The sequence below is a fragment of the Flavobacterium sp. PMTSA4 genome, from assembly GCF_032098525.1.
GTDB classification, from domain to species: Bacteria; Bacteroidota; Bacteroidia; order Flavobacteriales; family Flavobacteriaceae; genus Flavobacterium; species Flavobacterium capsici.
Window position 1 is genome coordinate 2,853,881 of the sequence record NZ_CP134890.1, and the last position, 19,068, is coordinate 2,872,948.

Here is a 19,068-nt window from a genome sequence, read left to right on the forward strand (position 1 = left end):
CTTATAAATTTAGTATCATTAGTTCTTCAAAACCCTAATTGTTTTCGATTCATCATCCGAAGTGATTTTTACCAAATAAAGTCCATTGCTGAATGTTGAAAAATCCAGTTTTATTTCTGGTGAGTCATAGCTTTTGGAGAACATTTGTTGCCCTAAAACGCTATAAACCTCAATTTGCGACGTGTCTTCTAGATTAGATAGCGTGAATACCTCTTTCACCGGATTTGGATAGTAGTTCATAGTTGCAAAAGCGCTGTTGTTTACCCCCAAAGTTGTTACTGCCGTTACTGCCAAAAGTGTGCTTTCGCATCCATTCAAGGTTTGCGATACATAATAAGTAGTTCCTTCCACGAGTTCGGTAGTAGTTGGAATAGGATTCATGCCGTCCGCATCTGAATACCAGATAACATCCGTACCGGTAACTACTAAATCGGCTACTGTGTCTCCCACGTTGAAAAGCTGTTGTGCATCTCCCGTTGGTGGACTGGTAGTGTTTACTGTAACGACTTGTTCTACTCTTGCTGAAGAACAGTTTACAATTGGGGTATAGTTCCAGTTATAAAAAAAGTAGTAAACGCCAGGGTTTGTAGTCAATGAATTATTGATGGTGCCTTGAGTAACACTTCCTACGCTGCCCAAAGGATAAGGAAAAGCATTTGAACCAAGGTCGCGAACCATACTCGGAGTGCTCACTGCCAAAAGGCGATAGCCGTTTCCAACCGGAACAGTATAATTAAGCGCCACTGTAAACTGCACTGGGTTTGAACCCGTTCCACCAGCAGGTGTATTAATAGTCCACGATTGTAGCACCGTTTGATTGCTGTCTTTCAGGTCAATTACTAACGTTCCCGGATTGGTAGAAGATAAAAACACATCTACCGAGTTTAAAATAAAACTTTGCGTAGCATTAAATACCAATCCCCATGGTGCCGTTGTAGCATTAACCGTAGTTCCAGAGCTAGAGGTTGGTGCCAGTTTTGCGCCACCACCCGTTGGTGTTCCTTGCACTTGTTTTCTGGATTCTGCCCAAAAAGAAGTACTGGCGGTTAATGCTGCCGTTTCATACGGATTGCCTGTGAAGAATAAGTTGCCGTCAGTAGCCGCGTCATACCAATATACGTTGTCGCCATCATGCGTAGCGGTTAGGGTAGTGGTAGTTCCTCCACAAATGGTTGCCGTTCCTGTTACCTCGGTTACCGTAGTAGTACATGCCTGTGCAAACGACAACGAATTAGCCGCAAAAACAAACAACAAAACAAATAAAAGCGTGTAATTTTTTTTCATACGTTCCAATTTTTAGTTTCCTGCTTACTAAAATACGGAATTTATGAATAAGATAATCAGATGATTAAAGTTTTTTGGATAGAATTATGGATAGTTTAAAATAATTCTCTTAGTATTTCTAAAATGCTAAACTTTCCAAACATACTTAATAATCCCATCAGTATAAAAAGAAAACCAGCAACATAACCTTTTACATTTTGACTATAAAAATAGTCTGGTTTTTTATATGTATTATAAATAAAACAGATGCCAATACTTAGGAAAAGTAAAATTAATAAAGGGTTATAAAGTTTTTCCATTGAAGTTGTTTTTTATACCACACAAAAGATTCGCATTGTAGTTGACGTTATAATTTATTTCCAAATATCGAAATTCAATTTTATTAAACTCATAATATCATTGTATGAATTTAATTCATCAACATTCGGGAATTTACTCAGGTAAGCTTCATAATTATCAAAGGTTATTGTGTTTTTTCTCATATGGTCTTTATACAACAAGTAATAACCAATTCCGTCCGTAACGGCTGTCTCAGTTCTTTTAATCAGATACCCTTCTTTTTCATCAAACACGATTAACGGCTTGTCAAGTTTGTATTTAATTTCTTTGATACTTTTTAATTTATCAATGTTTAGAATGTAAAACTGCAACCAAATGTATTCAAAGTTATTTTTAGGAGTAATTTCTTTTTTTTCAAAAGATGGTAAATCACTTCGAAAATGGTATAAGACAGCTTTCCAATTCTTTCCATCTATTTTATTTAATCTGAATACTTCAGTGCTAGTAGTGATAGAATACCGTTTGTAGATTCTGATTTCTTGACTACAAAGCGTATCAGGAATTCCTATTTTTAGATTAATCTCAGAAATAGACTGAGCATTTAATCCAGCGTAAGTAATCAAAAAGAAAATCAATAGTATTTTTTTCATTGAGGTTGTTTTTATAGCACACGAAAGGATTCGCGCGGTAGCGGGGGGGATTTTTTACAACTTGAAACGATATATAATAAAACTGTTAAATAGAAATATTTCATGAGTGATTAAATAATGATAAATATACCCAAAAAACCATTCCAAAAATCAATTTTACACCAAGAAAAGTAAGTTTTACCTTGTGGTGAAACTATTTTTGCTAAACAAATAATTTTACGGGCATCACCAATAACTTTTTGAGCAGAAAAAAAGTTGCATCTTACCTTAAAATCGTTGATGGCGGGTATAAAATCGGCAATTCTTGCCTCAAAATTGTCGATAGGAAGTTTATCATCGTCGATGGGAGTTGCAAAATCAACAATTTTTACCTCAAAATCGTCGATGGGAAGGTCGCCATCGTTGATGGTAGGTATAAAAAAGTTGCATTTTACCCTAAAATCGTCGATGGGAGGATTGCCATCGTCGATGGCACTAATGGAATTGTCGATTTTTTGGGTTTTAGCTCTAATTTTTGACCTTACAACTCCAATTTTTGACCTTAAACGTTAAATTTCTTCTATTTTTTCAACTTTTTGTTCAATTTGATATAATAATCGCAATAGTGTTTTCGTTATATAGTTAGAATAGGATTAGAGATTTTCCTATAATTTACTAACTAAATAATTTATACTATGAGAATTAGATTCTGTAGGTTAAATTTCAGGCAGTTTACTGCCACGGCTTTGGATACCTTTTGCGAGTTGATACTCGGCGGATTGTATCAGAACGCTGCCACTTTTCCTGCGCCGCCACATAGCCAAGTGGAATTTGTGGCTGCCAAGAGCAATTTTATCAATGCTTTTGTAGAGTATACTAAGTATGGTCCTTCTAAACTAACCGAGTTTATGACTACTTATAATGCACTGATAGCCATGCTTAATTCGTTGGCAATTTATGTAGATTCGGTAGCGTTGGGCGATGCGTCTAAAATTGTATTAAGCGGTTTTGATCCTTCAAAAGAGACACCACAACCTGTCGCTCCATTAGTTCAGGCTACTAGCTTTACTTTAAAGCGAACTGAAAATACTGGAGAAATTGTTGTTAACATTACTCCGGTAAGCAATTTTGGTGTGGTTCATTATGGATGTGTCTGCGTAGAAGGAACAGATATAGTAGATTTAAGTATTATTAACGGGCAATTATTTTTTCAAGGTGGAACTCCGCCGTTGCGTTATGATTTGAACAAGTCGAGAAGAAAGGTGTTTAGCAACCTAAAAATAGGAGTAGTTTACTATTTCTATGTTTTTGTAGTAAACTCAGTTAGTGTATCGCCTCTGAGTATACCGCTGAAATTGATGGCGGCTTAAAAAATGCCATAAAAAAACCCTTTCAAATCTTGGCACTGAAAGGGTTTTTGTTGTTTAAAAGTTATTTGGGTGGTTGTTGCATTTGCATTAATGCTTCGGGTCCTTTTACAATCATCACGATTATTACGATGAGAATTATTAACAGGATGTAGAGCGCAAAGCCTAATAATATGAACAAAAGTACTCTGGTGATAATAGCACCAAGACTTTTATCAGGGTAAAATCCTTTGTAAAACCATACCATAATTGCTGGAAAAGCAAATATTGACAAGGATACTATTTGAACAATAACACCGCTTGAGCTGTCTTTTAGGAAATACAAAACCGGGTAGGCGATAAGGATGTACAACACCGTATAACACGAATAGATGTAGGCATTCATTACCACGTGCTCGTAGTAATTGTTACCCCAATTGCGGAAAGACAGCACGGTTAATAACGAAACTATAGGAATGATAAGCAGCATCATCACCGAATTGTAGTTCGACATGAACGACATGATATCATGAGATAAATCAGTAGAAATGTTTGATTCCTTATAAAAACGGTCCATCATTTCGCCAAGTCCAATTATCTTAAACGAAATAAAGGTGGAAAGTCCACTCAATATAAACGCCAAAAGGATGGGTTTGTAGTGATTAACGCGGTTGCCGTCTATGAATTCGCGGGCTGTTTTTCCGGGGTTTAACAGTATTTTTTTAATGGAGTAAAAAAAACCTTTGTTAGTGTGCACCAACAAATATTGAATTTCGTCTAAAAGGTATTTTTTATCAATACGTTTGAATTTTTTTTGACCGCAATTGCTACAAAAATTCTGCGTTATTGGTTGGCTACAGTTCAGGCAGTTGTTATCCATATACTATTTTGAATTTCGGGAGTTAATTTCTTTGTTTATTTTAACTTGTTTTTTTCCGTTCCGTGCCAGTAAATAAACAAAAAATAATGGAAAAAAAGTATAAAATCCGATGCCTTGTTTTACGGCACTATAGATAGCCACGCCAATTAATACTCCAATGATAAACGCAGTGAGTATGTTACTTTGTTTTACTCTTTTTTGGTATTGAAGTAGTTGTTCGTCGGTTAGATTGCTGAATTCATTTTGTTCCATAATTGAATAAAATAAAGTTTTAGTATCTCAAAAATAAAAAAAAACCTCTCACCAGCAATAGTGAAAGGGTATTTGATTTAATAGTAAATGCTGTAAACGAGAAAGACATACCTTTCAGTATGTCTTTCCGTTCTATAATTCTGATTCACTATTCTTTTCTTTTTTTAAAAAGAATTGACAAACGTTTTGCACACACTCCGTTTTGATACATTAACCAGTTTCAAAACATGTACATCATTAGCAAATCAAAATCACTTTAGTAAAAGTACAAAAAATTGTTGAATTATAAAAATGAATGGACGTTAATGTTGCGTTAAAGGTGCAAATGGCATCATGATGCAATAAATAAAAAAAACTGCTTAAACAAAGTCTAAGCAGTCTAAATTATCTAAGTAGTCTAAGAAGTCTAAACTTCAACCATAATTTGATTTTTCAAAATGTCATCCATCGTTTGACGCTCACGGATTAAGTGACCTTTTCCGTTTTTCCACAATACTTCGGCTGGTTTGAAACGCGAGTTGTAGTTAGAAGACATTGAGAAACAGTAAGCACCAGCATTGCGGAAACAAAGTACATCGCCTTCGTGGATTTCGGCAATTCTGCGGTTGTTGGCAAACGTATCGGTTTCGCAGATATAACCTACTACAGTATAGAAACGTTCTTTACCTTTTGGGTTTGAGATATTTTCGATTACGTGTTGCGAACCGTAGAACATAGGACGAATCAAGTGATTGAATCCGCTATCGATACCCGCAAAAACCGTTGAGGTAGTTTGTTTTACCACGTTTACTTTTGCCAGGAAGTAACCCGCTTCGCTTACTAGGTATTTACCAGGTTCGAAAGCAAGGGTTAATTTGCTGCCATATTCTTTTTCGAATTCTACGAAGCGTTTAGATAATTTTTTACCCAGTTCTTCAATATCGGTTTCAATATCGTCTTTTTTATAAGGCACTTTGAATCCTGAACCAAAATCAAGGAATTCAAGGTTTTTGAAATGTTTAGCCGTGTTGAATAAAATTTCCGCAGCATACAGGAATACTTCAATGTCCAGAATGTCAGAACCCGTGTGCATGTGGATTCCGTTGATGGTCATTTTGGTATTCTCAACAATACGCAACAAGTGAGGCAACTGATGTACCGAAATTCCAAATTTACTGTCGATATGACCTACGGAAATGTTGCTATTTCCGCCAGCCATAACGTGAGGATTGATTCGGATACAAACAGGTGTTTTTGGATGTTTCGTTCCGAAGTGTTCCAACACCGATAGGTTATCAATATTGATTTGAACACCCAGCTTTGCTACTTCTTCAATTTCTTCAAACGAAACACCGTTTGGAGTGAAGATAATTTTATCTGGAGTAAACCCAGCATGCAAGCCTAAGTGTACTTCCTGAATAGAAACCGTATCTAAGCCAGAACCTAAATTATTTAATAATTTAAGCACCGAAACGTTAGACAATGCTTTCATAGCATAGTTAATGCGTAACTTTTCAACCTTCGAGAACGCCTTAGTTAACCGTTTGTATTGAGATTCAATCTTCTCGGCATCATAAACATAAAGTGGGTTACCAAATTCTTTGGTCAGTTCAAGTAAGTCTTTCGTTTGCATTTTTCTAAATTTTTTGCAAAAATAACATTTCAAATTTTGGAATCAAAGCATCGCCTAACTTTAATTGAATCTTAATTTTAGAGAGTTATTCAAATTTTATTGAAGTTCTATAATTTACTTTTTTTGGTTTCATTCTAATTAGTTACTTTTGTGACGCATTTATACAAAAGTGCGTTTATAAACTATAGTTACACACACTAAAAATTCAATATGAATATTCACGAATACCAAGGGAAAGAAATTTTAGCTAGCTACGGCGTTAGAATTCAACGAGGAATTGTTGCTAATAATCCAGTAGAAGCTGTTGCTGCAGCAAAACAACTAACAGCTGAAACCGGAACAGGTTGGCATGTTATCAAAGCTCAAATCCATGCAGGAGGAAGAGGAAAAGGTGGAGGAGTTAAGCTAGCTAAAAACTTGCAACAAGTGGAAGAGATATCTGAGCAAATCATTGGTATGATGTTGATTACCCCACAAACATCAGCAGAAGGAAAAAAAGTGCACAAAGTTTTAGTAGCAGAAGATGTTTACTATCCTGGTGACAGCGAAACTTCTGAGTTCTATATGTCGGTTCTTTTAAACAGAGCGACTGGAAGAAACATGATTATGTATTCTACAGAAGGTGGAATGGATATTGAAGAAGTAGCAGAACACACACCACATTTAATCTTTACTGAAGAAATTGACCCAGCTGTAGGGTTACAAGGTTTCCAGGCAAGAAGAATTGCCTTCAACCTAGGTCTTTCAGGAAATGCGTTCAAAGAAATGGTAAAATTTGTTGATAGCTTATACAATGCCTACATTGGTTCAGACGCTTCTATGTTTGAAATCAATCCAGTGTTAAAAACTTCAGACGATAAAATATTAGCTGTTGATGCTAAAGTAAATATTGATGATAACGCGTTATACCGTCAGACAAAAATTGCTGATATGCGCGATGTTCGTGAAGAAAACCCAATTGAAGTAGAAGCTAAAGAAGTAGGTTTGAACTATGTTGACCTTGACGGAACGGTAGGATGTATGGTAAACGGAGCAGGATTGGCAATGGCTACTATGGATTTGATTAAGTATGCAGGTTTTGAACCAGCAAACTTTCTAGACGTAGGTGGAACAGCCGATGCAAAACGTGTTGAAACAGCTTTCAGAATCATCCTTAGAGATCCAAACGTAAAAGCAATCCTTATCAATATCTTTGGTGGAATTGTTCGTTGTGATAGAGTAGCGCAAGGTGTTGTTGATGCTTATAAAAACATGGGTGATGCTATTAAAGTGCCAATCATTGTGCGTCTTCAAGGAACCAATGCTGAGATTGCAAAAGAATTAATTGACAACTCAGGAATGCCAATTTTATCGGCAGTACAATTCCAGGAAGCAGCCGACCAAGTGAAAGCAGCTTTGTCTTAAGAAAAAATAAATATCAAAATAGAAATCCCGGGTTATTGCTCGGGATTTTTTATTATTTTTCGAAACTAAATTAAAAAGTAAATGGGTTTACTGAATTTCTTCTCGGGTAAAATTAATCTTTTGATTATTGGACTTTCCGTTTTAATGATGGTAGCTGTTTTAAATCTTCCTTTCAAAGCAAAACCATTTGGCGATAATGATATTCATAGAGAATCGAAAAATGCTGCACTATATCTTAAAGGAAAAGTTGGATATGACCAATTAATCATTTCAAAAGCTCCGGGAACGATAGTTTATTTTGCAATTCCTTATTTACTAGCACCAAGCAACGCAACCGATGACCAATTGTGGTACTATGGAGTTTTCTTTAATTTTTTGATTGTTACTTTAAGTTTACTGATGATATACAAATCGGCAACTAATTTGTTTTCAAAGGAAGTTGGGTTGTTTTCTGTTTTATTGATGGTTGTTTTTCCTATTCATTGTTATTATGCATTATCAATTATTGGAGAAACGGCGGCTTTTTTCTCTTTTTGTTTGGCAATTTATGGTTGGTCAAAAGTGCAGCAAAATAGCGATAAGAAACTGGGTTGGATATTAATGGTTTTGGGAATTAGCTTTATGATACTCAACAGACCAAATACACTTTTGATTCTTCCAATAGGTTTTTTGTTTTTAGGATATTTTTATTTCAAACGAAAAGAGTTTTTTTTAAAGTATGGAAAGAAAATAGTTTTCTCATTGCTAATATCTGGAGTAATAGGTTTTGCGAGTTTAGAAGCCGCAAAAGCAATAACAGGAACAAAGTATCATTATACTCAACAAGGAGCGTTGAATTATGTTTTGCTACAAGGAAGATATCAATTTCGAAATGAACCAACTGATTTTAGATTTTGGGATCATACTCAAAGAGCAGATAGTAAAGATTATAAAGATTGGAAAAAGAAATTTGGAGAATTAGAAAATTTAAGTAAAAACAATAATATTCCTTTGAATGATGTGTATAAATCATTTATTGTAAATGATTTTATAAATAATCCCTTTATATCTGTAAGACAATTTTTTGTGAAGCTTTTTTATGGTCAAGTGTATATTATCAATAGTATAAAACCTCAAGAATTTAAACTTGGAATATTTCAAGGAAGTTTAGCTTATTGGACATTAATTTTAGTAATCAACTCAATTAATGTTTTAATTACCATAGGAGTTTTTATATTTCTATTTACATCAAAAAGCAAATCTTATTATTGGTTGTTTTGGTCAATAATTATTTCACTCTTACTTTTTCATGGGTTGAGTTATATGGAACCAAGATATATGTTTCCTGCCAGACCTGCTTTTTTTATTCTAGGAGCTGTAGGGCTTTATAGATTGTTATTCTTTAGAATAAAAATAGATAATTTAAAAAAACGAATATCATAATTCGTCTGGTTAGTATCAAAATCAAAAGATTTATCAAATAATTAACGAAAACGGTGTTGTAATTCTTTTTTATTTCGTTTCCAATTCATTAATTTTGTGGAATTATTAATATTTTAAGATTTAATCCACATATTTAATCATGTCAAAAACTGCTACTCTTGAACTTGATGGCAAAAAGTATGAGTTTCCTTTAATAACAGGAAGTGAAAATGAAACTGCTATCGATATTGAAAAACTGCGTACTTTAACAGGCGCTATAACTTTAGATCCAGGATATAAAAATTCGGGTTCTTGTCAAAGTGAAATTACTTTTCTTGATGGTGAGGAAGGTATTCTTCGCTACAGAGGTTATTCAATAGAAGAATTAGCAGAGAAAGCTGATTTCCTTGAAGTTTCTTATTTAGTAATCTTTGGAGAGTTACCAACCAAAGACCAACTTACTAAATTTGAAAATGATATTCGTAAGCATACTTTAGTTAACGAAGAAATGAAAAACATCATTGATGGTTTTCCAAAAACAGCGCATCCAATGGGTGTTTTGTCTTCTTTGACAAGTGCGTTGACTGCTTTCAATCCAAAACCTGTTAATGTTGAGAATGAAAAAGAAATGTATGAAGCAGTTTGTAAAACAATGGGTAAATTTCTTGTTATTGCAACTTGGACGTACAGAAAGATGAAAGGATATCCATTAAATTATTATGATAATACAAAAGGATATGTTGAAAATTTCATGCGATTAATGTTTGAAATTCCAACAGAACCTTATAAAATGAATCCAATAGTTACTAATGCTTTGGATAAGCTGTTTATTCTTCATGCTGATCATGAACAAAATTGTTCTACATCAACAGTCAGAATTGTAGGTTCTTCACATGCTGGATTATTTGCATCAATCTCTGCTGGAGTTTCTGCACTTTGGGGTCCATTGCATGGTGGAGCAAATCAAGCAGTTTTAGAAATGCTTGAAGCTATTCAAGCTGACGGTGGCGATGCTGAAAAATATATGGCTAAAGCCAAAGATAAAGATGATCCATTCCGTTTAATGGGATTTGGGCACAGAGTTTACAAAAATTTTGATCCAAGAGCTAGAATTATCAAGAAAGCTGCTGATGAGGTATTGAATGACTTAGGAGTTGATGATCCAATTTTAGATATCGCAAAAAAATTGGAAGCAGCAGCATTAGTTGATGATTATTTTGTATCAAGAAAATTGTATCCAAATGTAGATTTCTACTCAGGAATTATATACAGAGCATTGGGAATTCCAACCGACATGTTCACAGTAATGTTTGCTATAGGTCGTTTACCAGGTTGGATTGCGCAATGGAAAGAAATGCGTTTAAACAAAGAACCAATTGGAAGACCAAGACAAGTTTATACGGGATATCCATTAAGAGAATTTGTTCCAGTAGAAAAAAGATAAATTTTATAAAACTATATGATGAAAACTCCTTGAAAAATCAAGGAGTTTTTTTGTTTAAATGTATTAAAATATAAGATAACTTCTAATGCTATTATAAAAAAAGTGCATTTCATCGAATAAATATGTTTTTTATAGATTATTTTATTTTCATTAAATATATTTGAATTGTCAAAAAATAACATCAGCATTCAAACTAAAAAAGGAATAAAAAATATTTTATTGCCTTAAATGAAGTATGAATAATAACCCAAATTTAAGATGTTATGAAAAAAAATTACATTGTAGTAGCGATTATAGTTTTGCTAAATTCGAACTTACTTTTCTCCCAAGTCGAAAATACCTTTTATGGAATAAATGCTGGAACTAATAACACAGGAAATTTTAGTACATCTTTTGGTGTAAGTGCTTTATATAGTAATAGCGGAAACAGCAATAGTGGTTTTGGTTGGAATTCACTCAAATATTCTGTCGGTAGCTTTAACTGTGCTTTTGGTAATGATGCTATGAAATATAATAGTACGGGATTTTTAAATTCAGCCTTTGGAACAAGAAGCTTAGAAGCTAATTCAACTGGAAATTCAAATATTGCTATAGGTCATAGATCTTTAGGTTTAAATACTACTGGTAGTAGAAATACTGCAGTTGGGTATGGTGCATTAACAAAAGCCAATGGAGATAATAATATTGCCTTAGGATATCTTGCTCCTAGAAGTTTATTATATGGTAATTCAAATATTTTTATTGGAAATGAAACAGGTGTGTACTTAGAAAGTGGAGATTATAATGTTTTTCTTGGAAATGTACGTTTAAATAGTGCTCCAACTACTAATAGAGTTGCTGGAAATACTTTAGATAGAACAATTATTTTTGCAGATGGAGAAGGCAGCCAAAGAATATTTATAAGCAAATTAGGAAATACAGGTATTGGTCTTGGAAATAATATCATTCCAAACAATAGATTGGATGTTGGTGGAGGAGTTGTAATTGGTAAAAATTATACTCCAAATTTTAATGCAAATAGTGGATTTATAGCTCCTAAAAATGGTTTGTTGGTAGAAGGAAGAGTAGGTTTTGGTACATCAGATCCACAAAACAAACTTGAAATAACCCATGGAACAAATGGTTTTTCGGGATTAAGATTTACTAACTTAACCAGTAATTATTTACCATCTGCTACGCAAACAACAGATAAGTTTTTAAGTGTAAATCAAAATGGTGATGTTGTTTTACAAAAAATGGCAAGTGCATCTGTTTCTTCTAATGTTTTGACTTCTTCAGGTAATCAAATGTCAAGTAATGTAAGTAATATTATTGGTACTGCTCCAATTGTTAACTCAATATCAAATTTTATAAATTCAAATAATCAATTGATTACAACAGTAAACGGTGTTTCGAGCGCGCCAATAAGTTTACCTTTTGGAGAATTTAATGAAATTGATGGTAGCACTACTAATGAATTACAAACCTTAACTCAGTCTGGTAATACAATCACATTATCACAAGGTGGTGGATCTTTCACTATTCCAACTTTTGTAGATACTGATTCTCAATCATTGTCATTAAATGGAAATATTTTATCAATATCGAATGGTAATTCGGTGACATTACCTACTTATAGTGGTACAGATTCTCAAAATTTATCAATTTCTGGAAATACAATTTCAATTTCAAATGGAAATTCAATTACATTCCCAACAACTAATATTGTAGGTGGAAGCAATGTTACAATTACAGGAAGTGGAACAACTACAAGTCCATATCAAATAAGTTCAGTTGATACAAGTTTATATGCTAATAACGGAGTTATAAATCAAGCTACAACTGTTGGTGGAAATAGAGTTGTTGATATGAATGATAGAAATATTTGGTTTAATACATCAACAAGTGCAACAAATGGGAAATTATATATTGGTTCATCTCCAAATTATAACAACGCAACAGGAAGTTATAAATTATTTGTTGAAGGTGGAATAATGACCGAAAAAGTGAAAGTGGCTTTAAGAAGTACTAATAACTGGGCTGATTATGTTTTTGAAAAAGACTATAATCTTCTTCCATTAAATGAAGTTGAAAAATATATCCAAAAAAACAAGCATTTACCAGGAGTTAAATCTGCAGAAGAATTGGCTGAAAATGGATTAGATATTGCAGAAATGCAATCTAAACATATGGAAAAAATTGAAGAACTTACATTATATATAATTGAGCAAAATAAAAAATTGCAACAACAAAACGATGAAATTCAATTGTTGAAAAACCAAATGAATGAAATAATCCAAAAAATGAAATAACATGAGAAACACAATCAAAATAGTATTGATTTGTTTCCTTTGGTTTACTTCTTTCGAAGGTTATTCACAGTTGGATGAATATATTAAATTAGAAGAGAACAGAATCAATAATTCAAAATCAATAGAGCAAGAATTGCAGTTGTTCATTCAAAAGAATTATAATAGTTATTCTTTAACAACTAAAATTAAGCAGGAAACTATTGAACACTTAAGAAAAGAAGAGGAGTTTTCAGATAAGGAATTAGAATTGGCATTAAAAAATGCCAAAATTGTAGAACTTAGAAAATTATTTTTTAAAAAATATTCTGAAAAGAAGAAAGAATACATAGCCAATCCAATTCCAGATGCATTAAAACAATCATGTGTTAATGGAGATTTTGAAAATGGTACAGCTAGTTACACTTTTTGGTCTGATGCTTATCCGCAACCTGCAACTGGAACAGCTTTTTTTCAATCATGTGCAACACCTACTGCAGCTACTGCAACAAATGTAATTACACCTTCAGTTAATAATTTTAACTCAACAGTTACTTTGATTAACAGTACCGCTGCGGGTTACCAACAATATGATCCAGTTTTGGCTAGTTTTGGGCAAAATGTACCAACATTAAATACAAATGGAGGAAATAAGTCAATAAAGCTAAATAATGCTGGAGGTTTTGGTTCTTCTGATATCACTACTATGAGTAGAACTTTTGCAAATATTAATGAACCAACAATTGATTTTAATTTTTCGTTAATAATGGATAACAAACCTGCGCATGGGCAAGATATTCAACCTTTTTTTAGAGTTAGAGCTTACGACCAAAATAATAATGTTGTTGACGAAATTTGTATAATAGCTGATCCAGATAATTGTTTGTTCAATCGAATTGATATTAGTTCAAACAGAAGAATGCTTTATACAGGTTGGCTTTGTGCTCGTTTAAATGTGCAAGATATTTTAAATCAACCTGGAAGAATTGAGTTTACAATTAGTGACTGTATGCCTTCACAACATTTTGGAACGGTTTATATAGATAATATTTGTGGAATTATTTGTGCAACGCCTCAACTTGGTGCTTTGAGTATTGATCCTGTAAATTTTGTTTGTCCTGATGCTTCAAGTACAACTCCTTTGAATGTTTGTGGTACTTATCAAACACCAGCAAATGCTACTTTGGGAACATTAACTTTGGATATTATTCAAAATGGGACAGTTGTTTCAACTATTGGTGCACCAACTCAATTAACAGCAAATACATTTTGTTTTACATTTCTGCCTAATTTATTTGGAGCAAGTCCATCAGGAGATTTTGAGTTTGAGGTCAATGCAATATTTAATGTCAATTGCTCGGCAGGAACATATTATTACAATTTAACGGATTCATCTTCAAGTCTTGGTCCTGATGTTACTTTTAGTAATTGTTGTTTGCCAACTTTGGTTTTAACATCACCAGCTGATAATGTAACAAATCTAAATCCAGCAACAGATACCAAAAAAGAACGTTCCGATTGGATAAAAGCAACAAATATTGTTGAAGTAGGAAATAACGTTTATCAAAATGGAGTAGTGTATCATGCTGGAAATTATATCGAACTCAATCCTGGCTTTGAAGCGGTTATGGGTTCACAATTTGCGGCATACATTGAAGGTTGTTCTACAGGATATATTTATAGAACTTCTGAAACAAGCATAACCAATGAAATTGCAGATGAAGAAATTCATTTGGTAAAACGTGAGGTAGAGTTTTATATAGTGCCAAATCCTTCAAGTAGTTCGGTGGAATTAATTATGAAAGATAATTTGTTTAAAAATGTAACCATTACCACTATTGACGGCAAAATGGTTTATGATAAAAACATTGAACTTACCGACAGAACTAGAGTTGATGTCAGTAGATATGCAAACGGTATTTATATAATCAATTTGCTCGATGAAGACGGAAATATATATTCTAAGAAATTGATAAAAAATTAAATTTTTAGTTAAGTTTTATTTTTAACGAAAGCTTCTTCTTTTTGAAGAAGCTTTTTATTTTAATACTACATTTTCTAATATATTTGTAGAAACTTCATCCTCAAATAATGATAAAATCTTTAAAATTATTTTTTTTAAATAAAAGTGAAAACTTAGATTTTGAATTTTTTGATAAAAAGATTGTTGTGAAACTTCAAAAGTTTAGTTCACTTAATCTAAATTCGTTTGATATTGAAATTGTTTTTGAAAATGAAATTGATTCGTTCAGAACTCACGATTACAAATGGGTAAAATGTAATAAAGAATTTGTTGCTCCACATTTTGCTCCAAAAATAGTAAAGTTGAAAAACGGCTTTTTTGCACAGCCAAATATTCAGGATGGAATTTGGGAATTCAATCCAAAATTTAAGAATAAAGTTCTGTGGAGATTCAATCCAGAAAACGCAGCTATGCTAACTAAATATTCCGGAAGAGAAAATAAAAAAGTACTTCAACCAGTTGCATCTTTATTTGATTTTAACCAAGAAATAGCATTTTTATTTTCAAATAAAAATGCTGTTGAACTTAGTCGTTCGCCTATTCCTTTTTCAGCGATTACTTGTTTTACTGACCATTGTGATTTTGATTCGTTGGAAAATTTGAAACTTCAAAGGATATTCTTTAAAGAAAATGGAATTAAAGTAACGAAAGGCTTTTTTTTGAATCATTATTCTAAAAGAAAAGATAATGCTTCTTTTGAAAATGATGCTGATGAACTATCAAAATGGGAAAATGATGGACACGAGTTATGTTATCATTCACTTTCACAATCCATTAAAAATGATAAAGAAAGTTTTGATAGTTTCTGTTCTTTTCAATCGCCAATAAAATCAGTTCCAACTTGGATTGACCACGGATATCAGCCATATAATTTCTCACTTTATAAAAATTTGAATTTTGGAGATGCTGATTTTGAGGAAGTTTTGATAAAAAACAAAATCAGTAATCTTTGGAATTACATAGACTCAGGAACATCTACTTCAGGAGTGATAAATCAATTAAATTCAAATGATTTCACGCTGAAAAGTTATTTTAATGGAATTAAAGATTTAAAAATAAAAGATAAAATTGCACTAAAAATTAAAATCATTCTTTTTCATTATTATGCCGATGAAAAAATGATTATGAAATATAAAAATATCTCTTCCTGTTTTAAAAAGTTTATAGAGCACAAAAGTTTTAAGCAATTATTTTTCTTTTTTAAAAATTTGATTTCCATTTCAATTCCATTGTTAAAAGTATTTTTCTTTTGGAATTCAGTCAAAAACAAACCATTTCCGTTGGCAAAATATTCGCCTTTAATTTTTAAACATCGAATTCAAGATAATGCTTTTTCTATTTTTCAAACACTTGAAATGGTTGATTTTAAAAAGTCATTGGCACCAAAAAACATTAATAAACTTATCGATGAAAGTGGAATTTTTATAGCACACACTTATTTTTCAGTACCAATGAAATACCATTTCGGAAAATTATTTAAAACAGAAACTTTGATTGATAATGACGTTGCTTCTAATTTCTCTTATTTAGGCGAAAAAGTTAGAAGTAATCAAGTTTGGAATCCTACATTAAATGAATTAGTTCAATTTTTGAGTAAATTTGAAAGCGTAAGATTAGATGTTAATGATTCGGGAAATATTTTTGTTGCAAATAATTCTGATTTACCATTCAGAGAAATTAATTAAATGGAAGTACTATTTACTAAAGATAATGCTTGGTTAAAAAAATGGGATGAATTTGTTTTAAATGAAGACAAGGCAAGTCATTTACTACTTTCAGAATGGAATAAATCATTTCAAAAATATGGTTTTGATTATGAAATCTGTATTGCTTTAAATAATGAAAAAATTATTGGTGGTTATGCAGCCGTAATAGCAAAAGCACTTTTTTTTAAGTTTTACATTATTCCTTTCGGACCAATAATTTCAGAAACTAATTTATCAGATTTTAACGAATTAATTGCCCAAGTTCCAATTAGGGCAAAGTTTTTAAACTGTTGTTATGCACATATAACACTGCCAGTTTCTGAAATAGTTTCAAAGCATTCTTACGAGGATTTACCAGAATTATCAATTTTGAACTTAGCAACTGAAGGACATTTATTTAAATATGTTTACTCATCAAATGGTTTGAATTGGAAAAGTTTTGATTCAATTAAAGATGAAGAAGAATTGCTTGAAAGTTTAAAGGTTAATTTACGTCGTGATATTAGAAGTTCAATTAGAAAAGGATTAGTTATAAAAGAACTTAGCTCTGAATCAGAACTAAAAAAGGGTTATGATTTGTGTCTAGAAAATGCAAAGCAAAATAATTACAGTCTAAGAGAATGGAAATCTTTCAAAGAAACATTGTTGCATTTAATAGAAAAAAAACAGGCAAAATTTATTGCAGCATTCAAAGATGATGATTTAAAAGGTTCTATGTTTTTAGTAAAATCGGGGAATTATTATACCTATATATTTGGAGGAACAAAAAAAGAGAAACCAGATTTATTGGTTGGGCATTTTTTGCAGTTTGAAGCAATGAAAATTGGAATCAAAGAAAATTTTTCGGGTTATAATATTTCTCTTGGAGGTTCAAAAGGAGTAATCAATTTAAAAAATAGTTATGCAGATTTTCAAATACTGTTTGAACACTCAAAATTTCATTGGAAACTAAAACCTTTTTATTTAAGATTATTTCTTTTCTTGAATAAAAGATTAAAATCAAATAAAAAGCTAATCTCAAAAATTGTATCAATAATTAGAAGAAAATGATAAAAAAGATTCTAAAACGAATTAAAATTGTTTCTATAGATATGCTTTTTTATTCTATGGATGCTTCTGAATTTAAGCAGTTTAATGAATTAGATTTTATAATTCAAAAGGATGTTTCGAATCCAAATAAAACTAAATATTTCATTGAAATTGATTCAAGAAAAATTCATGAAAGCACTCTTTTTAAGAAAATTGATATTTTAAAATTGATACACGAAAAAGGGCCAGCAATTGGAGAATGTGTTACAATTCCTGAGTTTAAAGGAAAATCAATTTATCCCTTTGTAATAAATTATATTGCCAAAAAAGAATTATTTGAAAATCAAAATAAAGAAGTTTTTATCATCGTTGACACAAACAATATTAGTTCAATTAAAGGAATTGAAAAGGCTGGTTTTACATTAAAAAGTTCAGTTAAAGCAAAGCGTTTTTTATGGTTTTATTTTAAAAGGCAAATAAAAAATTTCAAATAAAAATACTTATAAACAAAGCTTCGCAATTCAGTGGAGCTTTTTTATCTTTGACCAAATGCCAAAAGCAATTTTATGTTAGAATTAAATGTAAAAAATGAAACCTCACGACTAAGAGCAGTTGTGTTAGGTTCAGCCTTAAATAATGGTCCAACACCAACTGTAGAAGAAGCTTATGATCCGAAATCTTTAGAACACATTCTTGCCGGAACGTATCCAAAAGAAGAAGATATGGTCAAAGAAATGGAAGCTTTTAATCAAGTTTTTCAAAAATATAATGTAAAGGTTTTTCGTCCTGAAATGATTGAAAATTACAACCAAATTTTTACTCGCGATATTGGTTTTGTTATTGATGATGTTTTTGTAAAAGCAAATATTCTTCCAGATAGAAATAGAGAATTAGATGCAATTCAATATGTTTTAGACCAAATTAATCCAAATAAAATCGTTCGTCCGCCAGAGGAAGTTCACATTGAAGGTGGCGATGTAATGCTTTGGAATGATTACATATTTATCGGAACTTACAAAGGCTCAGATTATAAAGATTACATAACTGCTAGAACCAATATGGCAGGTGTAAATTATATCAAAAACCTTTTTCCAAATAAAATTGTAAAAGAATTTGACCTTGTAAAATCAAAATTAGAAGCTAGAGATAATGCGTTACATTTAGATTGTTGTTTTCAACCTGTTGGCAAAAACAAAGGTATTATCTATAAAAGTGGTTTTCGTGAAGAACGTGATTATGTTTTTTTGCTTAAATTATTTGGTAGAGAAAATCTTTTTCACATCAATCGTGACGAAATGTATCATATGAATTCAAATGTGTTTTCTATTGATGAAGATGTAGTAGTTTCAGAAAAGAATTTCACTCGATTAAATACTTGGCTTCGTGATAACGGTTTTACAGTTGAAGAAATTCCATATGCTGAAATCGCAAAACAAGAAGGACTTTTAAGATGTTCAACTTTACCTTTGATTAGGGATTAATAAGTTTATAAATTATAAACAAAACCAAAAA

Annotated in this window: 17 protein-coding genes; 11 read left to right on the forward strand and 6 right to left on the reverse strand. The window is 31.9% G+C overall.

Annotated features, from left to right (window positions below):
• Positions 1 to 18: 18 nt before the first annotated feature.
• The 3 genes from RN605_RS12950 to RN605_RS12960 all read right to left on the reverse strand — a co-directional run bounded on the left by RN605_RS12950 (position 19) and on the right by RN605_RS12960 (position 2,213).
• On the reverse strand, positions 19 to 1,284 hold the full coding sequence (locus tag RN605_RS12950; protein WP_313325448.1) for an Ig-like domain-containing protein: 1,266 nt from the start codon (positions 1,282 to 1,284) through the stop codon (positions 19 to 21).
• Between the two features lie 95 nt (positions 1,285 to 1,379).
• Positions 1,380 to 1,583, reverse strand: a complete 204-nt coding sequence (locus RN605_RS12955) for a hypothetical protein (RefSeq protein ID WP_313325450.1) — start codon at positions 1,581 to 1,583, stop codon at positions 1,380 to 1,382.
• A gap of 54 nt (positions 1,584 to 1,637) precedes the next feature.
• Positions 1,638 to 2,213, reverse strand: a complete 576-nt coding sequence (locus tag RN605_RS12960) for a hypothetical protein (RefSeq protein WP_313325452.1) — start codon at positions 2,211 to 2,213, stop codon at positions 1,638 to 1,640.
• 279 nt (positions 2,214 to 2,492) lie between these two features.
• Between RN605_RS12960 and RN605_RS12965 the strand changes: the two genes are divergently transcribed.
• On the forward strand, positions 2,493 to 2,765 hold the full coding sequence (locus tag RN605_RS12965) for a hypothetical protein (RefSeq protein ID WP_313325453.1): 273 nt from the start codon (positions 2,493 to 2,495) through the stop codon (positions 2,763 to 2,765).
• 122 nt (positions 2,766 to 2,887) lie between these two features.
• Entirely contained in the window at positions 2,888 to 3,562 is a 675-nt protein-coding gene (locus RN605_RS12970; RefSeq protein WP_313325454.1) for a hypothetical protein, read from the forward strand.
• Between the two features lie 61 nt (positions 3,563 to 3,623).
• Here the strand turns inward: RN605_RS12970 and RN605_RS12975 are convergent, their stop codons facing one another.
• From RN605_RS12975 to lysA, 3 genes are all read right to left on the reverse strand, one after another.
• Positions 3,624 to 4,418: a DUF3667 domain-containing protein gene (locus RN605_RS12975; RefSeq protein ID WP_313325455.1), complete on the reverse strand. Its 795-nt coding sequence runs from the start codon at positions 4,416 to 4,418 to the stop codon at positions 3,624 to 3,626.
• A 3-nt stretch (positions 4,419 to 4,421) separates the two neighbouring features.
• Positions 4,422 to 4,670 (reverse strand): hypothetical protein, encoded by a 249-nt coding sequence (locus tag RN605_RS12980; protein ID WP_313325456.1) that lies wholly within the window; start codon positions 4,668 to 4,670, stop codon positions 4,422 to 4,424.
• 406 nt (positions 4,671 to 5,076) lie between these two features.
• Entirely contained in the window at positions 5,077 to 6,282 is a 1,206-nt protein-coding gene (gene lysA, locus RN605_RS12985; RefSeq protein WP_313325457.1) for a diaminopimelate decarboxylase, read from the reverse strand.
• A 210-nt stretch (positions 6,283 to 6,492) separates the two neighbouring features.
• Here lysA and sucC point away from each other — a divergent pair, with 210 nt between their 5' ends.
• The 9 genes from sucC (at position 6,493) to RN605_RS13030 (ending at position 19,037) form a co-directional block, all read left to right on the forward strand.
• Complete coding sequence (sucC, locus tag RN605_RS12990; RefSeq protein WP_313325458.1) at positions 6,493 to 7,686, forward strand: ADP-forming succinate--CoA ligase subunit beta; 1,194 nt, start codon at positions 6,493 to 6,495, stop codon at positions 7,684 to 7,686.
• Positions 7,687 to 7,767: 81 nt separating this feature from the next.
• Entirely contained in the window at positions 7,768 to 9,108 is a 1,341-nt protein-coding gene (locus RN605_RS12995; RefSeq protein WP_313325459.1) for an ArnT family glycosyltransferase, read from the forward strand.
• A gap of 139 nt (positions 9,109 to 9,247) precedes the next feature.
• Positions 9,248 to 10,531 (forward strand): citrate synthase, encoded by a 1,284-nt coding sequence (locus tag RN605_RS13000; protein WP_313325461.1) that lies wholly within the window; start codon positions 9,248 to 9,250, stop codon positions 10,529 to 10,531.
• A 263-nt stretch (positions 10,532 to 10,794) separates the two neighbouring features.
• Positions 10,795 to 12,822, forward strand: a complete 2,028-nt coding sequence (locus tag RN605_RS13005) for a hypothetical protein (RefSeq protein WP_313325463.1) — start codon at positions 10,795 to 10,797, stop codon at positions 12,820 to 12,822.
• A 1-nt stretch (position 12,823) separates the two neighbouring features.
• Entirely contained in the window at positions 12,824 to 14,782 is a 1,959-nt protein-coding gene (locus RN605_RS13010; RefSeq protein ID WP_313325465.1) for a 3-coathanger stack domain-containing protein, read from the forward strand.
• Between the two features lie 107 nt (positions 14,783 to 14,889).
• A complete protein-coding gene (locus tag RN605_RS13015; RefSeq protein ID WP_313325466.1) occupies positions 14,890 to 16,506 on the forward strand; it encodes a hypothetical protein in 1,617 nt (538 codons plus the stop codon).
• Positions 16,507 to 17,577 (forward strand): lipid II:glycine glycyltransferase FemX, encoded by a 1,071-nt coding sequence (locus RN605_RS13020; RefSeq protein ID WP_313325467.1) that lies wholly within the window; start codon positions 16,507 to 16,509, stop codon positions 17,575 to 17,577. It begins immediately after the preceding gene.
• Positions 17,574 to 18,050: a hypothetical protein gene (locus RN605_RS13025; protein ID WP_313325469.1), complete on the forward strand. Its 477-nt coding sequence runs from the start codon at positions 17,574 to 17,576 to the stop codon at positions 18,048 to 18,050. The genes RN605_RS13020 and RN605_RS13025 overlap by 4 nt, the downstream gene beginning before the upstream one ends.
• A 72-nt stretch (positions 18,051 to 18,122) precedes the next feature.
• Entirely contained in the window at positions 18,123 to 19,037 is a 915-nt protein-coding gene (locus RN605_RS13030) for a dimethylarginine dimethylaminohydrolase family protein (protein ID WP_313325471.1), read from the forward strand.
• The last annotated feature ends 31 nt before the right edge of the window (positions 19,038 to 19,068 follow it).